This is a genomic window from Pedobacter paludisoli, assembly GCF_052344095.1.
In the GTDB taxonomy this organism is placed as follows: Bacteria; Bacteroidota; Bacteroidia; order Sphingobacteriales; family Sphingobacteriaceae; genus Pedobacter.
Map to the genome: position 1 here is coordinate 2,027,979 of NZ_CP179926.1, position 22,167 is coordinate 2,050,145.

Genomic DNA, 22,167 nt, shown 5'->3' on the forward strand with positions numbered 1-22,167 from the left:
TAGTGAATTTCTTTTCTTAATTTTAAGGAAGCAACAAAAAATTAATATATGAAATTCTTAAAAATTCTACTTGGAATAATTGTGGCATTAGCCGTAATTATTATTATAGGCAGCTTTTTTATGCCTAATACCTATTCGGTTAGTCGCTCCATTTCAATCAACGCACCCGATAGTGTGGTGTATCAAAACATTGGCGATTTTAATCAATTCACCAAATGGGATGCTTGGACTAAAATGGAACCATCTGCAAAAATGACCAATACCGGCACCCCCATGCAACCAAACCACACACATGCTTGGGAAGGAGAAAAAATGGGAAGTGGTCAAATGAAAATCATCAAAGTAGAGCCTTATAAAGAAATCGACATCGAACTAAAATTCATTAAACCTTTCGAAAGCATTGCCGACACCAAATTCACCATCGAACCAGAACCCAGCGGAAGCAAAGTAACCTGGACCATGAGCGGAAAAAACAACATGATTAGCAAATGGATGTGCTTATTTATGGGCGGAATGGATGGAATGATTGGGAAAGATTTCGAATCGGGATTACAAGGTCTTAAGGAACTATCGGAAAAGGGAGGTTAAACATTTACTGGTTATTTTAAAAAGTCCTTTGGCTAAAAAAGTCAAAGGACTTTTTTTAAGTCAAAAAATTGTATAAATTTTTAATTAAGTTGCTTCATAATTTTGTAATCCCTTTTTTTTTAAGCTTCTTGCCAAAGATGAATTTATTACTAGTAGAAGATGAGCCTAATGTAGTATCTGTAATCTCGCGAGGTTTAACAGATGAAGGTTTTACTGTTAGCATTGCTCCCGATGGCCTAATTGGCAAGCAAATGGCCTTAGACAATCCATTTGACTTGATTATTCTAGACATTATGCTGCCAGGCCTAAATGGTTTAGAACTTTGCAAAATACTAAAGAAAGAAAAACCTAACGTACCCATCATCATGCTTACGGCATTAGGCACAACAGAAAATGTGGTTACGGGTCTTGATAATGGCGCAGACGACTATTTAATTAAACCCTTTAAGTTTGCCGAACTTTTTGCCCGAATTAGAACTTTGCTGCGCCGATATGGCGGCATCATTTCACTCGATCAAATCATTAACATTGACGATTTACAGATAAACCTTACAGCTAAAACGGTTAAAAGAAATAACGAAGAAATTATTTTAACCGCTACAGAGTACCGTTTGTTGGAATTCATGGCAAAAAACAAAGCGAAAATTTTATCAAGAATTGATATCTTGGAGAATGTTTGGGATATTGACTTTAACTTGGGCACCAACGTTGTAGACGTTTACGTGAATTACCTTCGAAAAAAAATTGATAAAAACACACCTAAAAAATTAATCCATACCGTTGTAGGACTTGGCTATGTTTTAAAAGACTAATCATGCAAATTACCAAAAAAATAACCTTATTATTTGCCATTCTATCCGTGGTTATCATCACGCTTTTGAGTGGTTTTGTTTGGTATTTTGCCCATAAATTTGCTTTTGAAGATTTCTATAAACGCTTAGAGGCTCGGGTACGCATCACCGCCCAACTAAAACTTAAAGAGGATAAAAACAACAACGCATATGCCAAAATGCGCAATCAATATTTGGAACATTTGCCCTCAGAAAAAGCATTTGTTTTAAATAAAGGAGAAACATTACCTTCCTCAACTCGGCTTCCCGACCAATTCTATCAGTCAATTAAAAATGGCAAAATGGCTCGCCATCAGCACGAAAACCACTTCTATGCCGGAAAATCTTTTGTACAAGATGGAAAAGAATATCTGGTTATTGTTGCCGCTAGCGATCCGATTGGTTTTCGAGAACTTAAAGAATTACAAAAGATTTTAATTGCAGGTTTTTTCTTATCCATTTTATTATCGTTTATTGTGGGCTGGCGTTTCTCCAACTATATGCTTGAACCTTTGCGGAACATTATTAAAAGTGTAAAAAAAATAAAAGCCGAAAATTTACACCTTCGTTTAGAGTTTAAAGATGGGAACGATGAAATGTCGCAGCTGGCACAAACGTTCAACAACATGCTTAATCGTTTGGAAACGGCTTTTGAAACCCAAAACAATTTCATCAGCAATGCTTCGCATGAGCTAAGAACACCTTTAACCATTATAAGTGGGGAGGTAGAACTGGCGATAAAAGCACAGGGAGATACCGAGAAACAACACTTGGCCTTGACCAAAATTAAGGATGAAGCGGAACGTCTGGAGAACATTTTAACCAGCTTATTAGGATTGGCGCAATCGGGTTTTAATGGAAAAAATCAACCGCGAGAAGAAATTCGAATGGATGAGCTTTTATGGGAAATTAAAGCATCTGTTAACCAAATTCATCCCGAAAGTTTAATTGAACTTAATTTAAACGCATTGCCCGAGGATGAAAGCTTAATAACACTTAAAGCAAATCGCAATTTACTAAAGTTGGCTATCAGCAACGTGGTTAGCAATGCATGTAAATACTCCAATAACCGGCCAGTTGATGTGATATTAGAAAGTAAAAACAACATTGTAAGCATCACCGTTATCGATCAGGGTATTGGAATCCCACAAGATGATATACAACATATATTCGAACCCTTTTACCGAGCATCTAATACCAATTCATTTAAAGGATATGGTGTAGGCTTACCTCTTTCGCTCAACATTATCCGGTTACACCGTGGTAGTATTGGCATTAAATCAACCGTTGGAATAGGCACTGAAATAAAAATCATGCTGCCTTTATTTATCTAATCGAAGAAAAATACTCCTCTTTTTTGTACGCCTAAAACTTCTTGGAATACCCTAACCGAAATTCTAATCTCATTCTAATATGGTTCTTATTTGGTTATAATACTTTCGACCTAAACTTGTATTAATCATTTAATCATCACTTAAACAAGATTTAGCATGAAAACAATATTAGTACCAACAGATTTCAGTTTAGAAAGCACTCAAATTATCGAGGCAATAGTTGCACAGCAGGGCGATGAAAAAGTAAATATTATTTTTCTACACGCCTTCAAACTATCTGATTCAATTACAGATATGCTTATGCTAAGTCGCAGAAGCCGCGATTACGAAACCGTTCCGGATGAATTTTACGAAAGGCTCAAGCAATCAAAGTCTGCGCACGCGCAAACGATTAACAACATGGGCATCGAATATTTTTACGGGAGTACTGTTGCAGCATTTAAAAACTTTATTGAAGCATTTGAGGTTGATCAGATTGCCTATTTGCAAGATTACCCATTTAAACCTTTAAATAAATATAGTATCGATCCAAAACTCCTAACAGAACGTTCTGGCTGTCCAATACTCGTGTTTAATCAAGACCAAATTCCAGCTAGTGAAAACTTATTGGAATCAAAAATAGAAGAACCACAACACAAATTACAACCTGTATAATTTCAAAATTTAATTTTAAAAATCATGCTACTTAGAAATAATGTTCCGTTAACCTACGTCTTTGGTAAAGTAAAAAAAGAAGTATTATTTGTTATTGGCTACTCCATTGGAATTGTCGTACTTTATCAAAATTTTCACATCACACGCATATCCATCCCAGTAGCGGTCCCTGCCCTATTAGGTACTGTTATTTCACTACTTTTAGCATTTCGATCAAATCAGGCATATGATAGATGGTGGGAAGCTCGCACACTGTGGGGCGCAATTGTAAACGACAGCAGAAGTCTTTCACGTCAGATTTTATCTTTTATTGATAATCCTTATGGATCCGAAGAAATTGACACCTTTAAAACCCGTTTTATTAAACGACAAATTGCTTGGTGCTATGCGTTAAGCCAAGGCTTGAGGGGATTTAGTGCTTATAAAGGATTAGAGGCTTATCTTTCACCAGAAGACATGCAATTCATTAAGAGCCGCAAAAACGTAACCACGTCCTTATTAGAACTTCACGGTTTAGATTTAAAACGTGCTTTAAATGAAGGATGGATCAACAAGTATCAACAAATAGAAATTGATAAAACCTTATGTGCATTATGTAACCACATGGGAGGCTGCGAACGTATCAAAAATACCGTTTTTCCGGTTACCTATAGTAAATACATCAGCATGTCCATCCATTTGTTTATTGTTCTATTACCATTCGGTTTAATCGAGTATTTTGGATACATGGAAATCCCTTTGGTGGTAGCCATCGCTGCGTTCTTTCTTTTGGTTGAAAAAATGGCTGTTCATTTACAAGATCCTTTTGAAAACAAACCAACGGATACACCTACCACAACAATTTGTAGAACCATTGAAAGAGATTTATCTCAGATGGTCAATGACAACAAGCTGTATGAAGACAAACCACAAACTGAGCATGCTCAAGTTGGTTCGTACTACATATTATAAAACATATTATCCCCAACTATAAAAACAAAAAGTGGCCTTCAAAATTTTGAAGACCACTTTTTTATATAAAATTTATGGTATGCCGATTATGCATCAATTTTCGCATACTTGGCATTCCGTTCGATGAACTCTCTACGTGGAGCAACCTCATCACCCATAAGCATAGAGAAGGTATGATCACACTCTGCAGCGCTCTCAATAGTTGCTTGTAACAAGGTACGTGTTGCAGGGTTTAAAGTAGTATCCCATAATTGCTCAGCATTCATCTCACCCAAACCTTTGTAACGTTGAATGTGTACACTATCTTCTTTTCCTGCTCCTTTTAAACGCTGAACAGCAGCATCGCGTTCCACATCATTCCAACAATATTCAAATTCCTTACCTTTTTTAACTTGATAAAGTGGTGGTGATGCAATATACACGTAACCAGCCTCAATTAATGCACGCATGTAACGGTAAAAGAACGTTAAAATTAAGGTTGTAATGTGCGATCCGTCGATGTCGGCATCCGTCATAATCACAATCTTATGGTAACGTAATTTTGTTAAATTCAATGCTTTATCGTCTTCAGGGGTACCAATGCTTACACCAATTGCTGTAAACATGTTTTTAATCTCGTCATTTTCGTAGATTTTATGCTCCATGGCTTTTTCTACGTTCAAAATTTTACCCTTTAAAGGTAAGATTGCTTGGTAGTTTCTATCACGACCTTGTTTAGCCGTACCACCTGCAGAGTCTCCCTCTACTAAATAGATTTCACATCTTTCAGGATCACTATCTGAACAATCCGCTAATTTACCAGGTAAACCCGAACCGCCCATCACGCTCTTTCGTTGAACCATTTCGCGGGCTTTACGCGCCGCAGCACGTGCTGTCGCAGCTAAAATAACCTTGTTGATAATCAGCTTTGCTTCTTTCGGATTTTCTTCCAAATAATTTCCTAAAGCTTCGCCAACGGCTACATCAACCGAGCCCATAACCTCACTGTTACCCAATTTGGTTTTAGTTTGTCCTTCAAATTGAGGCTCAGCAACCTTTACAGAAACTACGGCTGTTAAACCTTCTCTAAAGTCGTCACCAGTGATTTCCATTTTTACGTTTTTCAACAAGCCTTCTTTATCGGCATAGTTTTTTAACGTACGGGTTAAACCTCTACGAAATCCGGCAATATGTGTACCTCCTTCGTGCGTATTGATGTTGTTTACATACGAGTGAACGTTTTCTGAATAACTATCGTTGTATTGAAAAGCTAGCTCAACAGGAATGCCATTCTTAATACCTTCAATATAAATTGGTTCTACTAATAATGAGGTTCTGGTTCCATCTAAAAAGGCTACGAATTCTTTTAAGCCACCTTCAGAGTGAAATGTTTCAGACAAAAAGCTTCCATCTGCCAATTGTTCGCGCTCATCGGTTAAGGTTAACTTAATTCCTTTGTTTAAGAATGCTAATTCGCGCAAACGACCAGCAAGCGTATCGTATTTATATTCAGTTGTTTGCGTAAAAATTGTCGCATCCGGACTAAACGTAACAATGGTACCGCGCTTATCTGTATCGCCTATCGATTTTACATCGTACAAAGGCTTACCAATATTGTATTCTTGTACCCAAATTTTACCTTCGCGGTGAACTTCTGCTTTTAAATGAGTAGATAAAGCATTCACGCAACTTACCCCTACCCCGTGCAGTCCTCCAGAAACTTTATAGGTATCTTTATCAAATTTACCACCTGCGTGTAAAACCGTCATTACGATTTCTAAGGCCGATTTATTTTCTTTTGTATTAATGCCTGTAGGGATACCGCGACCATTGTCTTCAACTCGGATAGAGTTTCCCTCTAAAATCCGTACATCGATCGTATCTGCGTGACCAGCCAAAGCCTCATCAATTGAGTTGTCCACTACCTCGTAAACCAAATGATGCAAACCTTTTACACCTGTATCGCCTATATACATTGAAGGGCGCTTACGCACCGCTTCTAAACCTTCTAAAACCTGTATATTATCTGCCGAATAATTTGATTTTAAATCTTTTTCTTCGCTCATGTTTTAATTAAATACTATAAGTATCAAAAATACGAAAAATCTGCCACATAGCCGAATATGTTGATAAAAACCTGTGTAAAAAACCACTACAAAAACGCAAGCTTTTAAATCGTTTCTTTTCAACACTAGAAATTATTCAAAACTCTTCATTTAACGAAAGTCTTTCTTCCATTCGACAGCGTATTTACTACTTTTCTTTATTCGTTTTACAGCAACAAGCCATTCTTTAGCGGCAAGAAAAGCTTTTAATGGGGTGTTTATCCTCCTTTCCTACAAATTTCGCTTTAAAATTAGAGGCTAAAATCCTTATTGCATATCCACCTAAAATTATATATGTTTGCTAAAATTTATTAAACAATAATGGAAAGAAGAACCTTAAAAACCTTTGGTTTATTTGCTTCGGCAGCTATAATCACAGCATTCTCTGCATGCCAAAACAAAGAGACTAAAACAACTGAAACTAAAAAAACTGAAACCACTGCGCCGGTAGCTCCTTCTGAAAAAATCGTATACGTTAACTCTGATTCTTTATTAACGAAATACGAATATTTTAAAGATTTAAAAGTTAAGTTCGAAGGCAAAACTAAAAATGCACAGGCAGATATGCAGGCTAAAGGTCAAGCTTTCCAAAGAGAAGTTGCGCAATACCAACAACAAGCACAAACGATGCCTGCTGATCAACGTAAAACTACAGAAGAGCGCCTAGCACGTAAACAACAAGAATTACAAACCTACCAACAAAATGCAGGTGGTGCTTTACAAAACGAGCAAGCGCAAGAAAACGAAAAATTATACGATAAAATTGCCCTTTATTTAAAAGGTTATGCGAAAGAAAAAGGCTATAAAATGGTTTTAAGCTATTCAAAAGGCAATCCAACAATTTTATTTGCTGATGAGAGCTTAGACGTTACAACTGAAGTAATCAAAGGCTTAAACGCTGAATATTCAAAAAAATAATTTCTCACTCGAGATACTTAAAAAAAAATAATTTCTCACTCGAGATACTTAAAAAAAAAATAATTTCTCACTCGAGATACTTAAAAATGCCTCCTCGTGAGGCATTTTTTTTGCCTTCTATGCAAACTTTCCACTGTAAATTGGTGTTTTCTAAGAGAAATTTCGCATCTTGATACACGTTACCTTTAGCAAAATTTCAGTATGAATGAAAGCATCTTACACCAAGAATTTATGCAGCATGCTATCGCTCTTTCCGAAAAGAATGTACGCGATAATACTGGCGGCCCCTTTGGTGCCGTTATCGTAAAAGATGGCGAAATTATTGCCGCATCAGCCAATCAGGTTACCGCTACCAACGACCCCACGGCACATGCTGAAGTTTCGGCTATTCGATTGGCCTGCGCCAAGTTGAACACATTTGACCTAAGCGGATGTGTTGTGTACACCAGTTGCGAACCCTGCCCTATGTGCTTGGGCGCAATTTATTGGGCCAGAATTGATGCAATCTACTACGCAAATACGAAATCAGATGCTGAAAAAATAGGATTCAGCGATAAATTTATTTATGATGAATTAGACCAACCCATGGAAAAGCGAGCCTTACCCATTATCCAATTGATGCGCAATGAAGCGCTGCAAGCTTTCAAATTATGGGAAAATTCAGCTCAAAAAACGGATTACTAAGCTGCTGTAACCAATTGCCTTTTTTAACATCCAACACACATGAGTTACGAGGAAAAAATTACAAGTGAACTTGCTTTTTGGAAATTCAAAATCCTCCAAGACCCATCGGTATTTAACATCTTAACCACGCGTGTTCAACAAAAAATAAACAATCTTATTCCCCATAAAATTCATGAGGGAATAACCATCGCCATCAAGCAAATGGTAAAGGCTGTATTGTTTGGGTCAACCTTCACTACTGGAGAACCGATAACCGACATTTCTTTCATGCACCGTGAGGCTTTAATCAAACAAAAAATAAATACCTACCAAAAAACAGGAGCCGCCGAAGGGGGGATTACCGGGGCTGGAGGCTTTCTAATGAGCATGGCCGATTTCCCTTTATTGCTAGGCATTAAAATAAAAATGCTCTTCGATATAGCCGCGCTTTATGGATATGAGGTAAAAGATTACCGCGAACGCTTGTACATTTTACACATCTTTCAACTGGCTTTCTCAAGCAAGGAAGAAAGCAAAAATGTATTTCTTAAAATGGAAAACTGGGATGAATTGGCGCATCTTTTACCTGCAAATATTGATGAATTTGACTGGTTAACCTTTCAACAACAATACCGCGATTACATTGATTTAGCCAAGTTGGCACAATTAATCCCCTTTATTGGAGCGGCTGTGGGAGCGGTAGCCAATTATAAATTACTCGAAAAATTAGGCCGTACAGCCATGATGAGTTATCGAATGCGGTACTTTAATCGCAAAAAAATTAATCCTCATCCTCCTCAAACAAACCACTAATCAACTGATCGGTTTCACGGCGATCTTTTTTGGTTGGTCGTCCGGCACCTCTATCACGTTTCAAAGTAGGCGCATGAAAAACAGATTTAAACGCATGTGTTTCTTCCGGAGGTGTTAAATCTTTGTATTTGGTCAATGCCGTTGGCGAATCGGTTCTGTTGTAGGATAGTTCAACTACCTCAATTACTTTCTTTTCGATGCCTTTGGAAACTTGGTATACGTCCCCCACTTTCACAATAGCAGAAGGCTTAATGTTCTGCCCCTTAAGCTTCACTCTACCTGCCTTGCAGGCGTCAGTGGCTAAACTACGGGTTTTAAACAGCCTTATTGCCCATAAATATTTATCTATTCTTAATTTTTCAGTTTCCATAGCAAGGTCAAAATTAAGAAATTTGTCTGAACTGTTTGCGTGTTTTCGGCGGCATTATGAAGAGCAAGGGCACTGCTCCCCATTATAAACAGTAAACTTTTTTCATTTTGTAGGAATGCTGCAAATCAGCACATATAACCCTATCGATAAAACTTATTGGCGAATAGGCCATAAAAATCGATAAAATTGACTTATTTTGCGTAAAATTTTAGAACATCATGTATTCAGATTTAAAGAAATTAATTGAAGCCGCTTGGGAAGACAGAAGTCTTTTAAAATATAGCAATTATTGCGAGGCAATCGAAGCCGTAGTATTGGGTTTAGATAAAGGAGAAATCCGTGTTGCAGAACCTGTATTAAATTCTTGGGGCATTAATGAGTGGGTTAAAAAAGCTGTTATTTTATATTTCCCTATTCGTGAGATGAAGGAAACTAAAGTAGGTCCTTTTGTTTACCACGATAAAATGGATTTAAAAACCGATTATAAAGCAAACGGTGTACGTGTAGTACCAATGGCAAGTGCGCGTTATGGTGCATTTTTAGCAAAAGGTGTAATCATGATGCCATCATATGTAAACATTGGTGCTTATGTAGACGAAGGCACCATGGTTGATACTTGGGCTACTGTAGGTTCATGTGCGCAAATTGGCAAACGTGTTCACTTAAGTGGTGGTGTTGGTATTGGCGGTGTATTAGAACCTGTTCAAGCTGCTCCAGTTATCATTGAAGACGATGCTTTCTTAGGCTCACGTGCCATTGTAGTAGAAGGTGTAAAAGTTGAAAGAGAAGCCGTTTTAGGTGCAAACGTTGTATTAACAGCATCAACTAAAATTATTGATGTTACAGGACCAACTCCAGTTGAATATAAAGGAATTGTACCTGCGCGTTCAGTAGTGATACCAGGTAGTTACACCAAGAAATTTCCAGCAGGAGAATACCAAGTTCCTTGTGCCTTAATTATTGGTAAACGTAAAGAAAGTACTGATAAGAAAACTTCTTTAAACGATGCGTTAAGAGAAAATAATGTTGCGGTTTAATCCTTAACAGATTTGAAAACTGTAAGTGATAATTCATACACAATAAATGAAAGCTCAAAATCTGCGCATGCAGACTTTGAGCTTTCTGCTTTGAAACACCCTCTTAAAATTGGGTACGACGGAAAACGAGCTGCCAACAATTTAACCGGACTAGGTAACTACAGCCGATCGCTCATTCAACAATTGGCTTTAAAATTTCCGGAAAACCAGTACCTGGTGTATACGCCAAAAGTAAAATCGGCAAGGCAAATTGATACCTTTTTCGAAACAAAAAACATTTTCTTAAACTTGCCTAAATCGAGCAAATTCTTGTGGCGAAGCTTCGGAATTTTGAAGGATTTAAAGAAAGATAAACTGGATATCTTTCACGGACTTAGCCACGAAATCCCTTTTCGCATTCAAAAAACAGCCATTAAGTCGGTGTTAACCATGCACGACTTAATCTTTCTCCGCTTTCCGCACTATTATAAATTTATCGACCGGTCACTTTACACATTCAAAAGCAAATACGCGTGTAAACACGCAGACCAAATCATCGCGATTAGCGAAAAAACGAAAGCCGATATTATTGAATTCTACAACATTCACCCAGATAAGATTCAGGTGATTTACCAAAGTTGCGATGATAGCTTTAAAACAGCTTTTTCTACCGAGCGATTAAGCGGTATTCGTGAAAAATATCAGCTACCTGAAAACTATATCCTCAATGTTGGGACGATAGAAGAGCGGAAAAATTTGAAACTCTTGGTTCAAGCGCTTAAACACGTTGATCCGCAGTATAAGCTTGTGGTTATTGGCAAGAAAACGCCTTATTTTAAAATCGTTGAGCAAGAAATAGAAAAACTGGGTTTAATGGATCGAATTTTATTTTTAAAAGACATTCCGTTCAGCGATTTACCTGGGATTTATCAACTGGCAAAACTATTTGCGTATCCTTCTTTTTACGAAGGTTTTGGTATTCCCATTATTGAAGCGCTCTATTCTGGAGTTCCTACAGTTGCTGCAACCGGCTCTTGCTTGGAAGAAGCGGGTGGGCCCGATAGTATTTACATTGACCCGAATGATGCACTTGCCTTGGCCAATGCGCTTAACAAAATCATTCAATCACCTCAATTACAAAAGGAAATGCACGAAAAAGGATTGGATTTTGTTCAAAAATTCAACAGCCATGTTGTAACGGAGCAGATGATGAATTGCTATAAAAAACTAAAAGACCAAAATAAAGGTTAAAAGTTAACGCTTACTTTGGTCTTTACTATATGCTATTTCGAAGAACTACTTGGCTGCTAATGGAGGATATTGCGCTAAAATTTCTTTCGCACCTTCATTAATACGTTCTTCACGTTTGTTCAAATTATCTAAATTAAATCCTACCCCACGACCATGCCACACTAATTTTTTCTGTTTTGGATCTAAGAAGTCGATGATAAAGGTACCTTCCATGTATTGATCAACGTAGCTTGGGCCACCCCAACCATATCCGCCCCAACCCCAATAAGGATTTCGCCAACCCCATCCCCATCCCCAACCCCAACCTGGGCCATAGAAATTATTGTAAACTTCTGTTCTTTCTCTTGCCACCATTACCATATTGATGAGTAAATCGGCAGAGGCTGTGTCGGTTTTTGTAAATCCTTTTTCAATCATTTGACTTTCAACCGCTGCAAGCATACGGCGTTTATCCAAATCATTCATATGCAAACGTGCAATACCTTTATCATAAAAGGCAAAGCTCTTGTACTTACCAAAATCTACTTTATTATCAAAATCAGAAGCTGTACGTAAAGTAGAGCAGCTAGCTAATGCTATAACAACGGCTATAAGCATTAAAATTTTAGTCAAATTTTTCATTTTTTTATGTGTTTTGTTGTTAATAACCTAGATATAAATATACTGATAATAATACAATTAGAAACGAAATTGTTTAGAATATTACAATAATAAGCACAGCAAAAAAATAATACCGCATTTTAAACATTTTTTAACATTTCAACTACGAAAATTAACGTTACCAACCATTTAAGAAATCGCTTAACTTTGCAACCATGCTTAAAGAAGAAATTAATAAAACACTTGAAGTTTTAAAGGCTGGCGGGGTTATTCTTTATCCAACCGATACTATTTGGGGTTTAGGCTGCGATGCCAATAATGCGGAAGCGGTTGATAAATTATTGAAGATTAAAAATCGTCCAGCTGAAAAAAGTCTGATTGTCCTTTTAGATATCGATACCAAACTTCAAAGTTATGTTAAGGAAGTTCCGGAAGTGGCATACGACTTAATTGAATATGCCGAAAATCCGTTGACTATTGTATTTTCCGATGCTAAAAATTTAGCTCCAAACGTTATTAATGCCGATGGCAGCGTTGGAATTCGAATTGTTAAACACGACTTCTGCACACCTTTATTGCAACGTTTCCGTAAGCCAATTGTGTCTACATCGGCCAATTTAAGTGGAAAACCATCCCCAAAATTTTTCGACGATATTGACCCGGAAATTGTGGCGGCAGTTGATTACGTAGTAAATTTTGAGCAAGAAAATCGAACGGCTAAAAAACCTTCAACAATCATGAAATTATCGCCGGGTGGCCAATTCGAGTTTATCCGAAAGTAATTTCACTACACAATTAAGCGTTATTTGCCTTTTCGCACTTTGGCGTAAAGGCTTTTTCGTATTTTTGCAACCTAACACCAATTTATGCGATCCAATTCCAGCTCTGATCATGAAAACTTCCCTCTCGGGGATGTTAACACGTTTCTACATAAGCCTATTTTCAAAACTTTATCGGCCATTGCCGACCAAAAGCAAATAGAAGCATACGTGATTGGTGGCTTTGTGCGAGATATTTTTTTAAAACGCCCCTCAAAAGATATTGATGTGGTGGTGGTTGGTAAAGGTATTGAATACGCCGAAGCGGTAGCCAAAAAATTGCAAACAAAAGTTGCCGTATTTAAAAGCTTTGGTACCGCAAATATTAAGTATCAAGATTTAGAGGTGGAATTTGTGGGTGCTAGAAAAGAATCATATCGTTCCAATTCGCGCAAGCCTATTGTTGAGGACGGCACATTGAGCGATGACCAACTGCGAAGAGATTTCACCATTAATGCATTGGCAATCAATCTAAATTCCGATCGATTTGGCGAACTTCTTGACCCTTTTAATGGCGTAAATGATTTAGCAAACCGTCTAATTCGTACACCACTCGATCCGGAAATTACTTTTTCTGACGATCCTTTGCGCATGATGCGCGCCATCCGATTTGCAACCCAGTTAAATTTTGATATCGATGAAAAAGCACTCCAAGCAATCCAGGCGCAAAAGGAACGCATCAGCATCGTATCAAAAGAACGCATTACAGATGAGTTAAACAAAATCATTTTAGCACCAAAACCTTCTATCGGTTTTAAGCACTTGTTTAATACAGGATTACTCAAAATCATTTTTCCCCAAATGGCACATTTGTATGGTGTTGACATTATAAAAGGGAAAGGACATAAAGATAATTTTTATCATACCCTTGAGGTACTCGATAACATTTGCGAAAACACCGACGATTTGTGGTTACGTTGGGCTGCCATTTTACACGACATTGCAAAACCAGCTACTAAACGTTTTGAAGAAGGGCATGGTTGGACTTTTCACGGTCACGAAGACAGAGGAGCCAGAATGGTTCCTAAAATTTTTGCGCAGCTTAAACTTCCTTTAAATGAAAAGATGAAATACGTGCAAAAATTGGTTCAATTACACTTACGCCCGATTGTTTTGGCGCAAGATACCATTACCGATTCTGCTGTACGACGTTTACTTTTTGATGCCGGCGAAGAGATTGAAAGCCTTATGATTCTATGCAATGCCGATGTAACCACCAAAAACGAATATAAAAAAGCCAAATACCGTAACAATTTCGAATTGGTTGTACAGAAATTAAAGGATGTTGAAGAGCGCGATAAAATTCGCAATTGGCAACCCCCCATCACCGGAAACGACATTATGGAAACTTTTGGCTTAACCGCAGGAAGAGAAGTTGGCGTAATTAAAAACGCCATTCGAGAAGCGATTTTAGAAGGCGATATCACCAATGATTACCAGAGTGCCTTTAATTTTATGTTAGAACAAGCAAAACAATTAGGCTTAAAACCCGTTAAACAGTAAAAATCAATCCCTAAGTTTGCTTTTTATACTGAAATTGGTTTTGCGTTAAAACAAATTAACTTTATTTTTACGGCTCCAAACTACACTAATGGCTATTTATAAATTTAGAATTACTTTCGAGGATTTTGATGATGTTGTGAGAGAGATCGACATTAAATCCAATCAAACTTTTGAAGATTTACACAGAGCGATTCACAAATCTACCGGATACAATGCTGAAAAACCATCTTCATTTTATGTAAGTACTGATAATTGGTTAAAAGGCGATGAAATTGCATATTTACCGAGCGAGCGCAAAAAAGACCGCGTAGTTTTAATGGAAAAGTCGAAATTGAGTGGTTTTATTGATGATCCTCATCAAAAATTTTACTACATCTATAATTTCGATCGGCCCTACGATTTTCACGTAGAATTGGTAAAAATCATTTTAGATGCCGATACCAATATCGAATATCCATTCTTGGCTAAAAGTATTGGCGAGGCTCCAAAAATCATGGAGCAAAACAGTCCACAAGCAGTGGATCCGCGTCCCGCAGCCGCTTCTGCCAGTGAATTTGATTTCTTAAACGAAATGAACTTTGTACCCGAAGATACCGATGAACTAGAAGCGATGGGTGAAATGGGTATCAACGAAGAGGAAAAAGAAGAACACGACGAGGAAGATGAAAGCAATGAATTTGACGACGAGTTTTCAGACAATGATAATTACGATGACGATAGTCGACATGAGGATTATTAGTCATATTCAAAAATGATATAAAATAAGCTGTCAGACTAACCGTTTGGCAGCTTTATTTTTAAAGAACAAAAAACGCCGATGAAAAAGAAAACATTGATTGCTGTTGTAGGACCTACCGCTATTGGAAAAACTGCATTGGCTATTGAACTTGCGAAACATTTCCAAACGGAGATCGTTTCCGCTGATTCAAGGCAGTTTTTTAAAGAAATGGCCATTGGCACTGCGAAACCCAATGAAACCGAATTGGCCGCAGCAAAACACCATTTCATCGATTCTCACTCGGTTAATCAATTGTTCAGTACCGGCGATTTTGAGGTTGAAGCGCTTGAGGTATTAAATGAACTATTTACGACACATGACGTCGTTATCTTAGTTGGCGGATCGGGTTTATACGTAAATGCCTTGTTAAATGGACTAGACGAAATGCCCGAAATTGATTTGAGCATTCGTGAGGCATTAAATCAACAATTTGCAAACGAGGGACTGCTGAGTATTCAAACACAACTGGCCAAACTTGATCCGGAATACTTTGCAAAAGTAGACCAAAATAATCCGCAACGCATGATTCGTGGATTGGAAGTGGTTCTCTCCACAGGACAAAAGCTTTCATCAATGCTTTCAGATACGAAAAAGGAACGCCCGTTTAATTGTATCAAAATTGGTTTAAATACAGACCGAGCAGTTCTATACGAACGAATTAACCATCGGGTAGATTTGATGATTGAAAATGGTTTGATAGAAGAAGTACAAGCATTATTACCCTATCGCCATCTCAACGCATTAAATACAGTTGGATACAGCGAAATTTTTGATTTTTTGGATGGTAAAATTAAGCTAGAAGAAGCCATAGCGGCGATTAAACAAAATACACGCCGATTTGCTAAAAGACAATTAACTTGGTTTAGAAGAGATGAGGAGATTAACTGGGTTGAACCTGATGATTTTGAAAACATCCTTTCCTTAATCAAAAGGAACTACACGCATACATAAAACACAAAAGAGGCCTGCAAAACGAATTGCAAGCCTCTTTTGTGAATAGCTATCCGCTTAATTTGGAAACTTTACGCCTCTATATTGTGAAGCATCAACAATTGATAAGTTAGAGCCATATTTTGCATTGATAGCGTCTATGAATACATTTGCCATGACAGCATATCCTTTAGGTGTTAAATGAATTCCATCTAATGAAAAAGCTCCTCCCGAAATGAATGATGCATTCATGCCAGCGCCATTTACCACAATACCGGTTTTAACTTGGTTTAAAAATGAAAATGCATCTGCAACGGCTAAACCTTTGCTTGCTGCTAAAGATTTAATGCTGTTGTTATAACTCAACACATAGTCTTTAGCTTTTGCTACTTCATCTTTGTCCAATACCCATTTATTTTCAATCGGGTTTAAAGGATGTAAACCATATGGAATGGTTCCTGTTCCAAACAAACCTGCTGATTGAAAAGGCAAACGAATTAAATCTTCTGCCGTAGCTACGCGCACGGAACCGGTTCCTGTTTGAATATAAATAGCAGTAGCCGCCGGATTTATAGCTTTTGCAGCAGCCAACAAGGCTGAAACAGTAACCGTATTAAAATATGGTACAGCAGTTACATCAGGAATAGTTGCAACAACTCCTTTTTGACCTGCAGCCGTTAAAACATTTAACATGTTCGAATACAGCAACGAAAAGGTTGACTTATCAGTCAATACATTAGTAACATCGCTGGTTACTCCTCCATTTGTAGCCCAACCCAGTACATCATTGTTTCCTAACCATAAAGAGAAAAAGGTATGGTTTCTTCCTTGAATAAACTGAAAATAATTGGTTTTACCTACTTGCACATCTGTCAATAAACGCTCGAAATATGGGTTAGCAGCGCTATAAGTTAAGGAAGGATCGAAACTCAAATCTAAGCGCATACCAGGTATACCTAAGTTTTGGACTTCTCCTGTGTATTTGGTAAGCAGGGTATTGGTTGGACTATTTCTCCAAGCATTGCCAACAACAGGTGTTAGCGTTGGTGTACCATTAACCAAAGCAGTTAAAGCAAGGTATCCTGAGCCATTTGATTGTGCATCCGTAAAAAATGGAGAGGTAAACGCACCGCCACCTAAGCTACTCATTTTCTCTGCTATCAAATTTGGATAAGCAACTTTTTGGCCTTCCAAATATAACCCACCATCGGCAAAGCCTGAGGTTAGTGAATTACCAATAGCAATGTATTTAGTGAAATTAGCTTGTCCAGCTGTATTCGAAACTTCAGACTCTATTTCAGGCTTACAGGATGCAACAAATAACGTAGCAACGATTGCTAGTGAATGAATGATATATTTTTTCATGTGTTCAATTCTCCTTACCATTTATAAGTTAATGATAGACCCGGTGCATACACCAACGTTTTAAAGGTACCATCTAAGCCTGTTTCCAAATTCTTTTGCTTGCGCGATTCAACATCCTCAAAAAAGAACGATGCATTTACTTCGAAGTGTTTTGTGAAAGAATAGCCAGCGCCAACACTTGCAATGAAACGATTGGCATCCGGAGCCTCTGGGGTTACATAACCGTCTTGAACCGGAGAAATGGCATATCCCAAACCTGCTCTTAAAGCAAATCTATCAGATGCTTGATGGTTAATACCTAACTTAAATGAAGCACCATCACGGTAATTACGTGCCGATTTTGTATCCGCTAAAGCGGGAGTATTTACTGCGTAATCAAAAGCTAATTCTTTATATACATTCCATTGCACCCAGGCAACATCAAAAGCAAGATGCGTTTTTTCACATACCGGAATACCAATACCTAAGGTTGTGGTAGAAGGCAATGGCAACTCTGCATTAAACGTGTTTCCGGCTGGAAACGAAGAAACCAATGATTGTGGCACATCAAATTTAGCCGTACCGTTATCTAGCTTCGTTACAACTTTCGATTTATAGGTTAACGCAAAAGTAATGTTACTTAATGTCTTAACATATAAACCGGCTGTCCAACCAAAACCTTCTCCTGTACCTTCTAAAGTTGCTTTACCTACTTCTCCATTCGGATAATTAACGGGTAAAGCGCGTTGAAGATTCACTTCGCCATGATTATAAACAAAACCAGCCCCTAAACCTATGTTCTCTGTAATTTTAACACTTAATGTAGGTTGAAAATAAATTGCTTTTAAATTTAGGGAGGTTAATGTGTATTTACCTGACCAATTATTTCCCCAATCAACCATGCCACCAAAAGGCGTATATACACCTAAACCAAGTTTCCACTTGTTCGACTTTGGCCCCCACACCGCATAAGCTTCAAAAGGTGGTGCAATTTTATTTTCTACATATTCCGTATTGTTGGTACCCGCCAACTGAAAGGCTGATTTAAAAAATAAAGGATGAACGCCCGCAGAAATAGAGTTTTTTTCTAAGAAAGTAACAGCACCTGGATTGTAAAAAACAGATGCCTCGTCTAATGCCAAGGCTGAACCAGCCCCTGCCATACCCGCTTGTTTCTGACCTTGAAGATTCACTTGAAAGCCTTGTCCCCATACCATAATGGGTGCAGCGAGTAACATACTAAAGAGTATTTTTTTCATTTATATTTGGTTAAGTAGAACATACATTATGCATGCATAATATACGCATAAATTCTAAACATTTGTTGCAAACTAAGCTTGCGCTGTTGGCCCACCAAATCCCATGTGGAAAGGAGGTTCTTCTTGCGTTTTAATTCGGCCATTTACCGACTCAAATTTACTTATATTATCCTCTAAAGCAGCTAATAAACGTTTCGCGTGTTCGGGAGTTAAAATAATTCGTGATTTTACTTTTGCTTTGGGAATGCCAGGCATTACACGAATAAAATCCAACACAAATTCAGTATTTGAATGCGTAATAATCGCCAAGTTTGAGAAAACTCCTTCAGCAATCTCTTCCGACAATTCAATATTTAATTGATTTTCATTTTGTTGATCTTCCATATAAAGTCAAAATTAGCAAGTAAATTCTGAAATAAAGAGTGTTTAAGGCATTATTTACGCAAGTGTTATAGAAATTTCACTCCTCTAAGTTGAATTAAATCTCTGTCTGGTAAAGAAAACAAATTTGCAAGTCTTTCTGATAGGATAACTTCATTATAAGGCTTGAGATAGCGCTTCTTCGGGTATGTTATTTTACCGTAGCGAGAGGAGGGTTTAACACAAATCTCGCTGTAGGTTGAACCATATCCGTCATAAATGAACATGATGTTTTGAATCTTAGTAAACGTTAATCAGTTGATAATCAATTAACCTTTTCAATAAAACTACCATCGCCTCTTCTTCCGCGTCCAGTATCGTACTTGCTTTTTCCCCATAATTGTGGGCTCCATGAAAACTGAAGTAAAAAATACCGGCTATCGGTATTCGTGGCTGTATTTGAATATCCTAAATTCGAACTACTATAAGCATACAATTTGTTCTGATTTGCTAAATCCATCATAACAAAGCTGATGATGCCGTTTTTCGCCTTAAAAATACGCTTTTCAATGGCTGCATTCACCACAAAAGGACTCAATTTTGCTAAACTACTCGATTGATTTATTACCTGACTCACGTTGGAATGAAGCACAAACCCTTTCGGAAGAAAAATTCCAGCTTTCAACTTCATCGATAGCAGACTGTTAAAATTTTTCTGATTTTGACTTGACAAAGAATTCTCATCTTGCGAATTTGTGTATTGTATTTCGGGTGTAAGGTCCAGCCATTTCAATGATGATAAAAGCATCGATAAAGAATAATTTGCATTTTTAGAATGAAGTATTTCAACTTTATTATTAGCATAATAGGGAGTCGCAGATATTCTCATTAATCCACTAAAGGAAAGACTGGTTTTTAACTTATTCAGATTTTTTGACAAATTCATCGAATAATTCTGCGCTTTTGTCCCATCTATATTTTCATATTTATTTATGGTTGTCAAGGTGTTCTTTATAGGATCAATTTGAACGAAGCGATTGGAAGTAACGCTATTGTCCCTAAAGGTAAAAGATGCACTCATACTCATGTTGAAACGTATTTTCGTGAAAAAATTAGAGTATCGAAAGGTATAAATTTTCTGTTTAGCATTCTTTAAGTCCGAATTTCCGATCTGTATAGTATAGGGTGTAACGTAATATGGATTTGTATTCAATTGTGTCGCGCTGGGCTGCTGAAAGCCTTGTGCTACCGAGAAATCGAATTGACCAACCTTTTCAATCAAATAATTAAGGTGTAAATTTGGCTCCAGAAATACATCCGACCGATTAATTGTCTGCTGCTTAAAATCTATCAATGCATGTAACCACTGATTCTTTAAGGTCAACCCAGTACTAAAGCTTAGTTGACTGGTTATGGAATATTCTGCTGAGACATAAAGCGGGATTGCAAACAGATTTTCAGACTGGTAATTGCTTAAATTGGGTTGAAAAACAGGCTCATCGTTTGGTTGTAAATAGGCTTCAATAGAGCGTACACTCGATCGATTTGAAAGTTCAATTCCTCCATTCATTTTTAATCGATCACTTTTTGTCCAATAAAGGGAATTCCGTAAAGAATTTGACGTATTCATATTTTCGACATCTTTTAGCTGATGAATACTACTATCGGGAACCAATTGCATATTCTGCACAGAAAAAATATCGGTATTGAGGCGCTCATTTGCAGCGTTGTTGTTTAACGAACTATTAATAGTTGAACGCAATTCCAGTTTTGGACTCAACTTTTTAGTGTAGTTACCATTTAAAGTATACTTAAAATCATGGCCTTTACTCCTCGAAAGATCATTCTGTATGTTATTGATTATTCCAGATTGCTTCATTTCGGCATCCATATCGGCATTATTTCGCTGATAACTAGCAGAAAAATTCCCATTAATAGAACTTGTTTGATTAAATTTCCCATTAAAATAACTGTTTAACGTCTGATTAATTGTTTCGGTTTTATTGATACGATTATTAGACGAATAAAGAGAACCTTCCTCATAAAAATTTTCTTCTACCTTTTGAACAGACGAGCCTACATTCATCCAATTAAAAGCATAAGAAGTATTAAAATTAATTTTCGCAATTTTATGATTTTTACTTAAACCTGCGGTAACAGTCTTCTGTCTACCATCAGTTAGTTGCCCTCCGCTCCTAAATTTTAAACTCTGGTTCGCAATGGTGCCTGGTACAGGACTATCGGGTAAGCCCAACACCTCGTTAGTGTAATATGCGTTTGCTGCAAATTGATCCATTGCATCAATTTTTTTTATTGATGCTGCTACGTTCATCCTGTTTTCGGTTCCTTCTTCCAACTTGAAATCATACATCTTCCCTGCCGATTTATCCGCTTTTGTTACGATGTTCAAAACTTTTACGGATTGTTCCGTTTTAGTCCTTTTTGCTCCATTGGCTGTTTCATTCTGATCGATAATTTGAATCCGTTCTACAATATCGGCTGGTAATTCTTTTATCGCCTCTCTAGTAGAACCGTTAAAATATTGTGAATTATTAAACAAAGCCTTCACCACGCGCTCTCCATTGTAAAATACACTTCCGTGTTCATCAATGGTAATGCCTTCCATCCGTTTAAGTAAATCTTCCAAACGAGCATAATCGCGTACCACATAATCTTTTGCCCAAAATTCGGTCGTATCGCCTTTTATTTTTGGCCCGCGCATGCCAGAAATGGTTACTTCTGATAATTGCTCCTCTTTTGCACCCAAGCGAATTGGTGGCACATTAATTTGACTTTTAGTATCGTTGTTAAAGTATTTCCGATTATACGTCTGATGACCTAATGCTTTTATGCTGATTAAAAAATCAGCCGATTTTACATTTTTAAAACCCCAATACCCATAGGCATTGGTTACGGTTGACAGCGTGTCTTTTGTAGATACTAACCTAACAGTGGCTCCTACTATTGGCTTACTCAAAGAGTCTTGTAAAATGCTTGAAACATTACGTGTTGCCAGTGGAACAGTTTGTGCAAATCCATGCCGACTAGAAATTAAACTAAACACAAATACAGCACTAACAACAAATTTAGAAAAGAGGTGTTT

21 protein-coding genes are annotated in these 22,167 nt (G+C 37.4%); 14 read left to right on the forward strand and 7 right to left on the reverse strand.

What is annotated here, in order from left to right:
* Nucleotides 1-48: 48 nt before the first annotated feature.
* The 5 genes from ACJVDK_RS08145 to ACJVDK_RS08165 all read left to right on the forward strand — a co-directional run bounded on the left by ACJVDK_RS08145 (nucleotide 49) and on the right by ACJVDK_RS08165 (nucleotide 4,357).
* The gene (locus tag ACJVDK_RS08145; protein ID WP_443939784.1) at nucleotides 49-588 is read left to right on the forward strand and encodes an SRPBCC family protein; all 540 of its coding nucleotides are present in this window, start codon (nucleotides 49-51) and stop codon (nucleotides 586-588) included.
* Nucleotides 589-725: 137 nt separating this feature from the next.
* A complete protein-coding gene (locus tag ACJVDK_RS08150; RefSeq protein ID WP_443939785.1) occupies nucleotides 726-1,400 on the forward strand; it encodes a response regulator transcription factor in 675 nt (224 codons plus the stop codon).
* A gap of 2 nt (nucleotides 1,401-1,402) precedes the next feature.
* The gene (locus ACJVDK_RS08155) at nucleotides 1,403-2,752 is read left to right on the forward strand and encodes a HAMP domain-containing sensor histidine kinase (protein WP_443939786.1); all 1,350 of its coding nucleotides are present in this window, start codon (nucleotides 1,403-1,405) and stop codon (nucleotides 2,750-2,752) included.
* Nucleotides 2,753-2,908: 156 nt separating this feature from the next.
* Nucleotides 2,909-3,406 (forward strand): hypothetical protein, encoded by a 498-nt coding sequence (locus ACJVDK_RS08160; RefSeq protein ID WP_443939787.1) that lies wholly within the window; start codon nucleotides 2,909-2,911, stop codon nucleotides 3,404-3,406.
* Between the two features lie 24 nt (nucleotides 3,407-3,430).
* Entirely contained in the window at nucleotides 3,431-4,357 is a 927-nt protein-coding gene (locus ACJVDK_RS08165; protein WP_443939788.1) for a bestrophin family protein, read from the forward strand.
* Between the two features lie 86 nt (nucleotides 4,358-4,443).
* Here ACJVDK_RS08165 and gyrB read toward each other — a convergent pair whose 3' ends face one another.
* A complete protein-coding gene (gyrB, locus tag ACJVDK_RS08170) occupies nucleotides 4,444-6,402 on the reverse strand; it encodes a DNA topoisomerase (ATP-hydrolyzing) subunit B (protein ID WP_443939789.1) in 1,959 nt (652 codons plus the stop codon).
* Nucleotides 6,403-6,762: 360 nt separating this feature from the next.
* Here gyrB and ACJVDK_RS08175 point away from each other — a divergent pair, with 360 nt between their 5' ends.
* The 3 genes from ACJVDK_RS08175 (at nucleotide 6,763) to ACJVDK_RS08185 (ending at nucleotide 8,835) form a co-directional block, all read left to right on the forward strand.
* Nucleotides 6,763-7,359, forward strand: coding sequence for an OmpH family outer membrane protein (locus ACJVDK_RS08175; RefSeq protein WP_443939790.1), 597 nt, complete (start codon nucleotides 6,763-6,765; stop codon nucleotides 7,357-7,359).
* Nucleotides 7,360-7,560: 201 nt separating this feature from the next.
* Nucleotides 7,561-8,043 (forward strand): nucleoside deaminase, encoded by a 483-nt coding sequence (locus ACJVDK_RS08180; RefSeq protein WP_443939791.1) that lies wholly within the window; start codon nucleotides 7,561-7,563, stop codon nucleotides 8,041-8,043.
* Between the two features lie 39 nt (nucleotides 8,044-8,082).
* On the forward strand, nucleotides 8,083-8,835 hold the full coding sequence (locus ACJVDK_RS08185; RefSeq protein ID WP_443939792.1) for an EcsC family protein: 753 nt from the start codon (nucleotides 8,083-8,085) through the stop codon (nucleotides 8,833-8,835).
* Here the strand turns inward: ACJVDK_RS08185 and ACJVDK_RS08190 are convergent.
* Complete coding sequence (locus ACJVDK_RS08190; protein ID WP_443939793.1) at nucleotides 8,804-9,205, reverse strand: RNA-binding S4 domain-containing protein; 402 nt, start codon at nucleotides 9,203-9,205, stop codon at nucleotides 8,804-8,806. The genes ACJVDK_RS08185 and ACJVDK_RS08190 overlap by 32 nt on opposite strands.
* A gap of 218 nt (nucleotides 9,206-9,423) precedes the next feature.
* Between ACJVDK_RS08190 and ACJVDK_RS08195 the strand changes: the two genes are divergently transcribed.
* Together ACJVDK_RS08195 and ACJVDK_RS08200 are read left to right on the forward strand one after the other, a co-directional pair.
* Entirely contained in the window at nucleotides 9,424-10,242 is an 819-nt protein-coding gene (locus ACJVDK_RS08195; RefSeq protein ID WP_443939794.1) for a 2,3,4,5-tetrahydropyridine-2,6-dicarboxylate N-succinyltransferase, read from the forward strand.
* A 12-nt stretch (nucleotides 10,243-10,254) separates the two neighbouring features.
* Nucleotides 10,255-11,472 (forward strand): glycosyltransferase family 4 protein, encoded by a 1,218-nt coding sequence (locus ACJVDK_RS08200; protein WP_443939795.1) that lies wholly within the window; start codon nucleotides 10,255-10,257, stop codon nucleotides 11,470-11,472.
* Nucleotides 11,473-11,517: 45 nt separating this feature from the next.
* Here ACJVDK_RS08200 and ACJVDK_RS08205 read toward each other — a convergent pair whose 3' ends face one another.
* Nucleotides 11,518-12,093, reverse strand: coding sequence for a DUF4136 domain-containing protein (locus ACJVDK_RS08205; protein ID WP_443939796.1), 576 nt, complete (start codon nucleotides 12,091-12,093; stop codon nucleotides 11,518-11,520).
* A 194-nt stretch (nucleotides 12,094-12,287) separates the two neighbouring features.
* Here ACJVDK_RS08205 and ACJVDK_RS08210 point away from each other — a divergent pair, with 194 nt between their 5' ends.
* From ACJVDK_RS08210 to miaA, 4 genes are all read left to right on the forward strand, one after another.
* Nucleotides 12,288-12,854 carry an L-threonylcarbamoyladenylate synthase gene (locus tag ACJVDK_RS08210; protein WP_443939797.1) on the forward strand — a complete coding sequence of 189 codons (567 nt, stop codon included), beginning with the start codon at nucleotides 12,288-12,290 and terminating at the stop codon, nucleotides 12,852-12,854.
* 84 nt (nucleotides 12,855-12,938) lie between these two features.
* On the forward strand, nucleotides 12,939-14,393 hold the full coding sequence (locus tag ACJVDK_RS08215; protein WP_443939798.1) for a CCA tRNA nucleotidyltransferase: 1,455 nt from the start codon (nucleotides 12,939-12,941) through the stop codon (nucleotides 14,391-14,393).
* A gap of 88 nt (nucleotides 14,394-14,481) precedes the next feature.
* Nucleotides 14,482-15,132 (forward strand): IS1096 element passenger TnpR family protein, encoded by a 651-nt coding sequence (locus ACJVDK_RS08220; RefSeq protein ID WP_443939799.1) that lies wholly within the window; start codon nucleotides 14,482-14,484, stop codon nucleotides 15,130-15,132.
* Between the two features lie 78 nt (nucleotides 15,133-15,210).
* On the forward strand, nucleotides 15,211-16,122 hold the full coding sequence (gene miaA, locus ACJVDK_RS08225) for a tRNA (adenosine(37)-N6)-dimethylallyltransferase MiaA (RefSeq protein ID WP_443939800.1): 912 nt from the start codon (nucleotides 15,211-15,213) through the stop codon (nucleotides 16,120-16,122).
* A 57-nt stretch (nucleotides 16,123-16,179) separates the two neighbouring features.
* Here the strand turns inward: miaA and ACJVDK_RS08230 are convergent, their stop codons facing one another.
* From ACJVDK_RS08230 to ACJVDK_RS08245, 4 genes are all read right to left on the reverse strand, one after another.
* Nucleotides 16,180-17,466: an SGNH/GDSL hydrolase family protein gene (locus ACJVDK_RS08230; protein ID WP_443939801.1), complete on the reverse strand. Its 1,287-nt coding sequence runs from the start codon at nucleotides 17,464-17,466 to the stop codon at nucleotides 16,180-16,182.
* A gap of 14 nt (nucleotides 17,467-17,480) precedes the next feature.
* Nucleotides 17,481-18,704, reverse strand: a complete 1,224-nt coding sequence (locus tag ACJVDK_RS08235; RefSeq protein WP_443939802.1) for an OmpP1/FadL family transporter — start codon at nucleotides 18,702-18,704, stop codon at nucleotides 17,481-17,483.
* Nucleotides 18,705-18,776: 72 nt separating this feature from the next.
* On the reverse strand, nucleotides 18,777-19,088 hold the full coding sequence (locus ACJVDK_RS08240) for a DUF3467 domain-containing protein (RefSeq protein ID WP_443939803.1): 312 nt from the start codon (nucleotides 19,086-19,088) through the stop codon (nucleotides 18,777-18,779).
* Between the two features lie 301 nt (nucleotides 19,089-19,389).
* Nucleotides 19,390-22,041 carry an outer membrane beta-barrel protein gene (locus ACJVDK_RS08245; RefSeq protein WP_443939804.1) on the reverse strand — a complete coding sequence of 884 codons (2,652 nt, stop codon included), beginning with the start codon at nucleotides 22,039-22,041 and terminating at the stop codon, nucleotides 19,390-19,392.
* Nucleotides 22,042-22,167 lie beyond the last annotated feature (126 nt).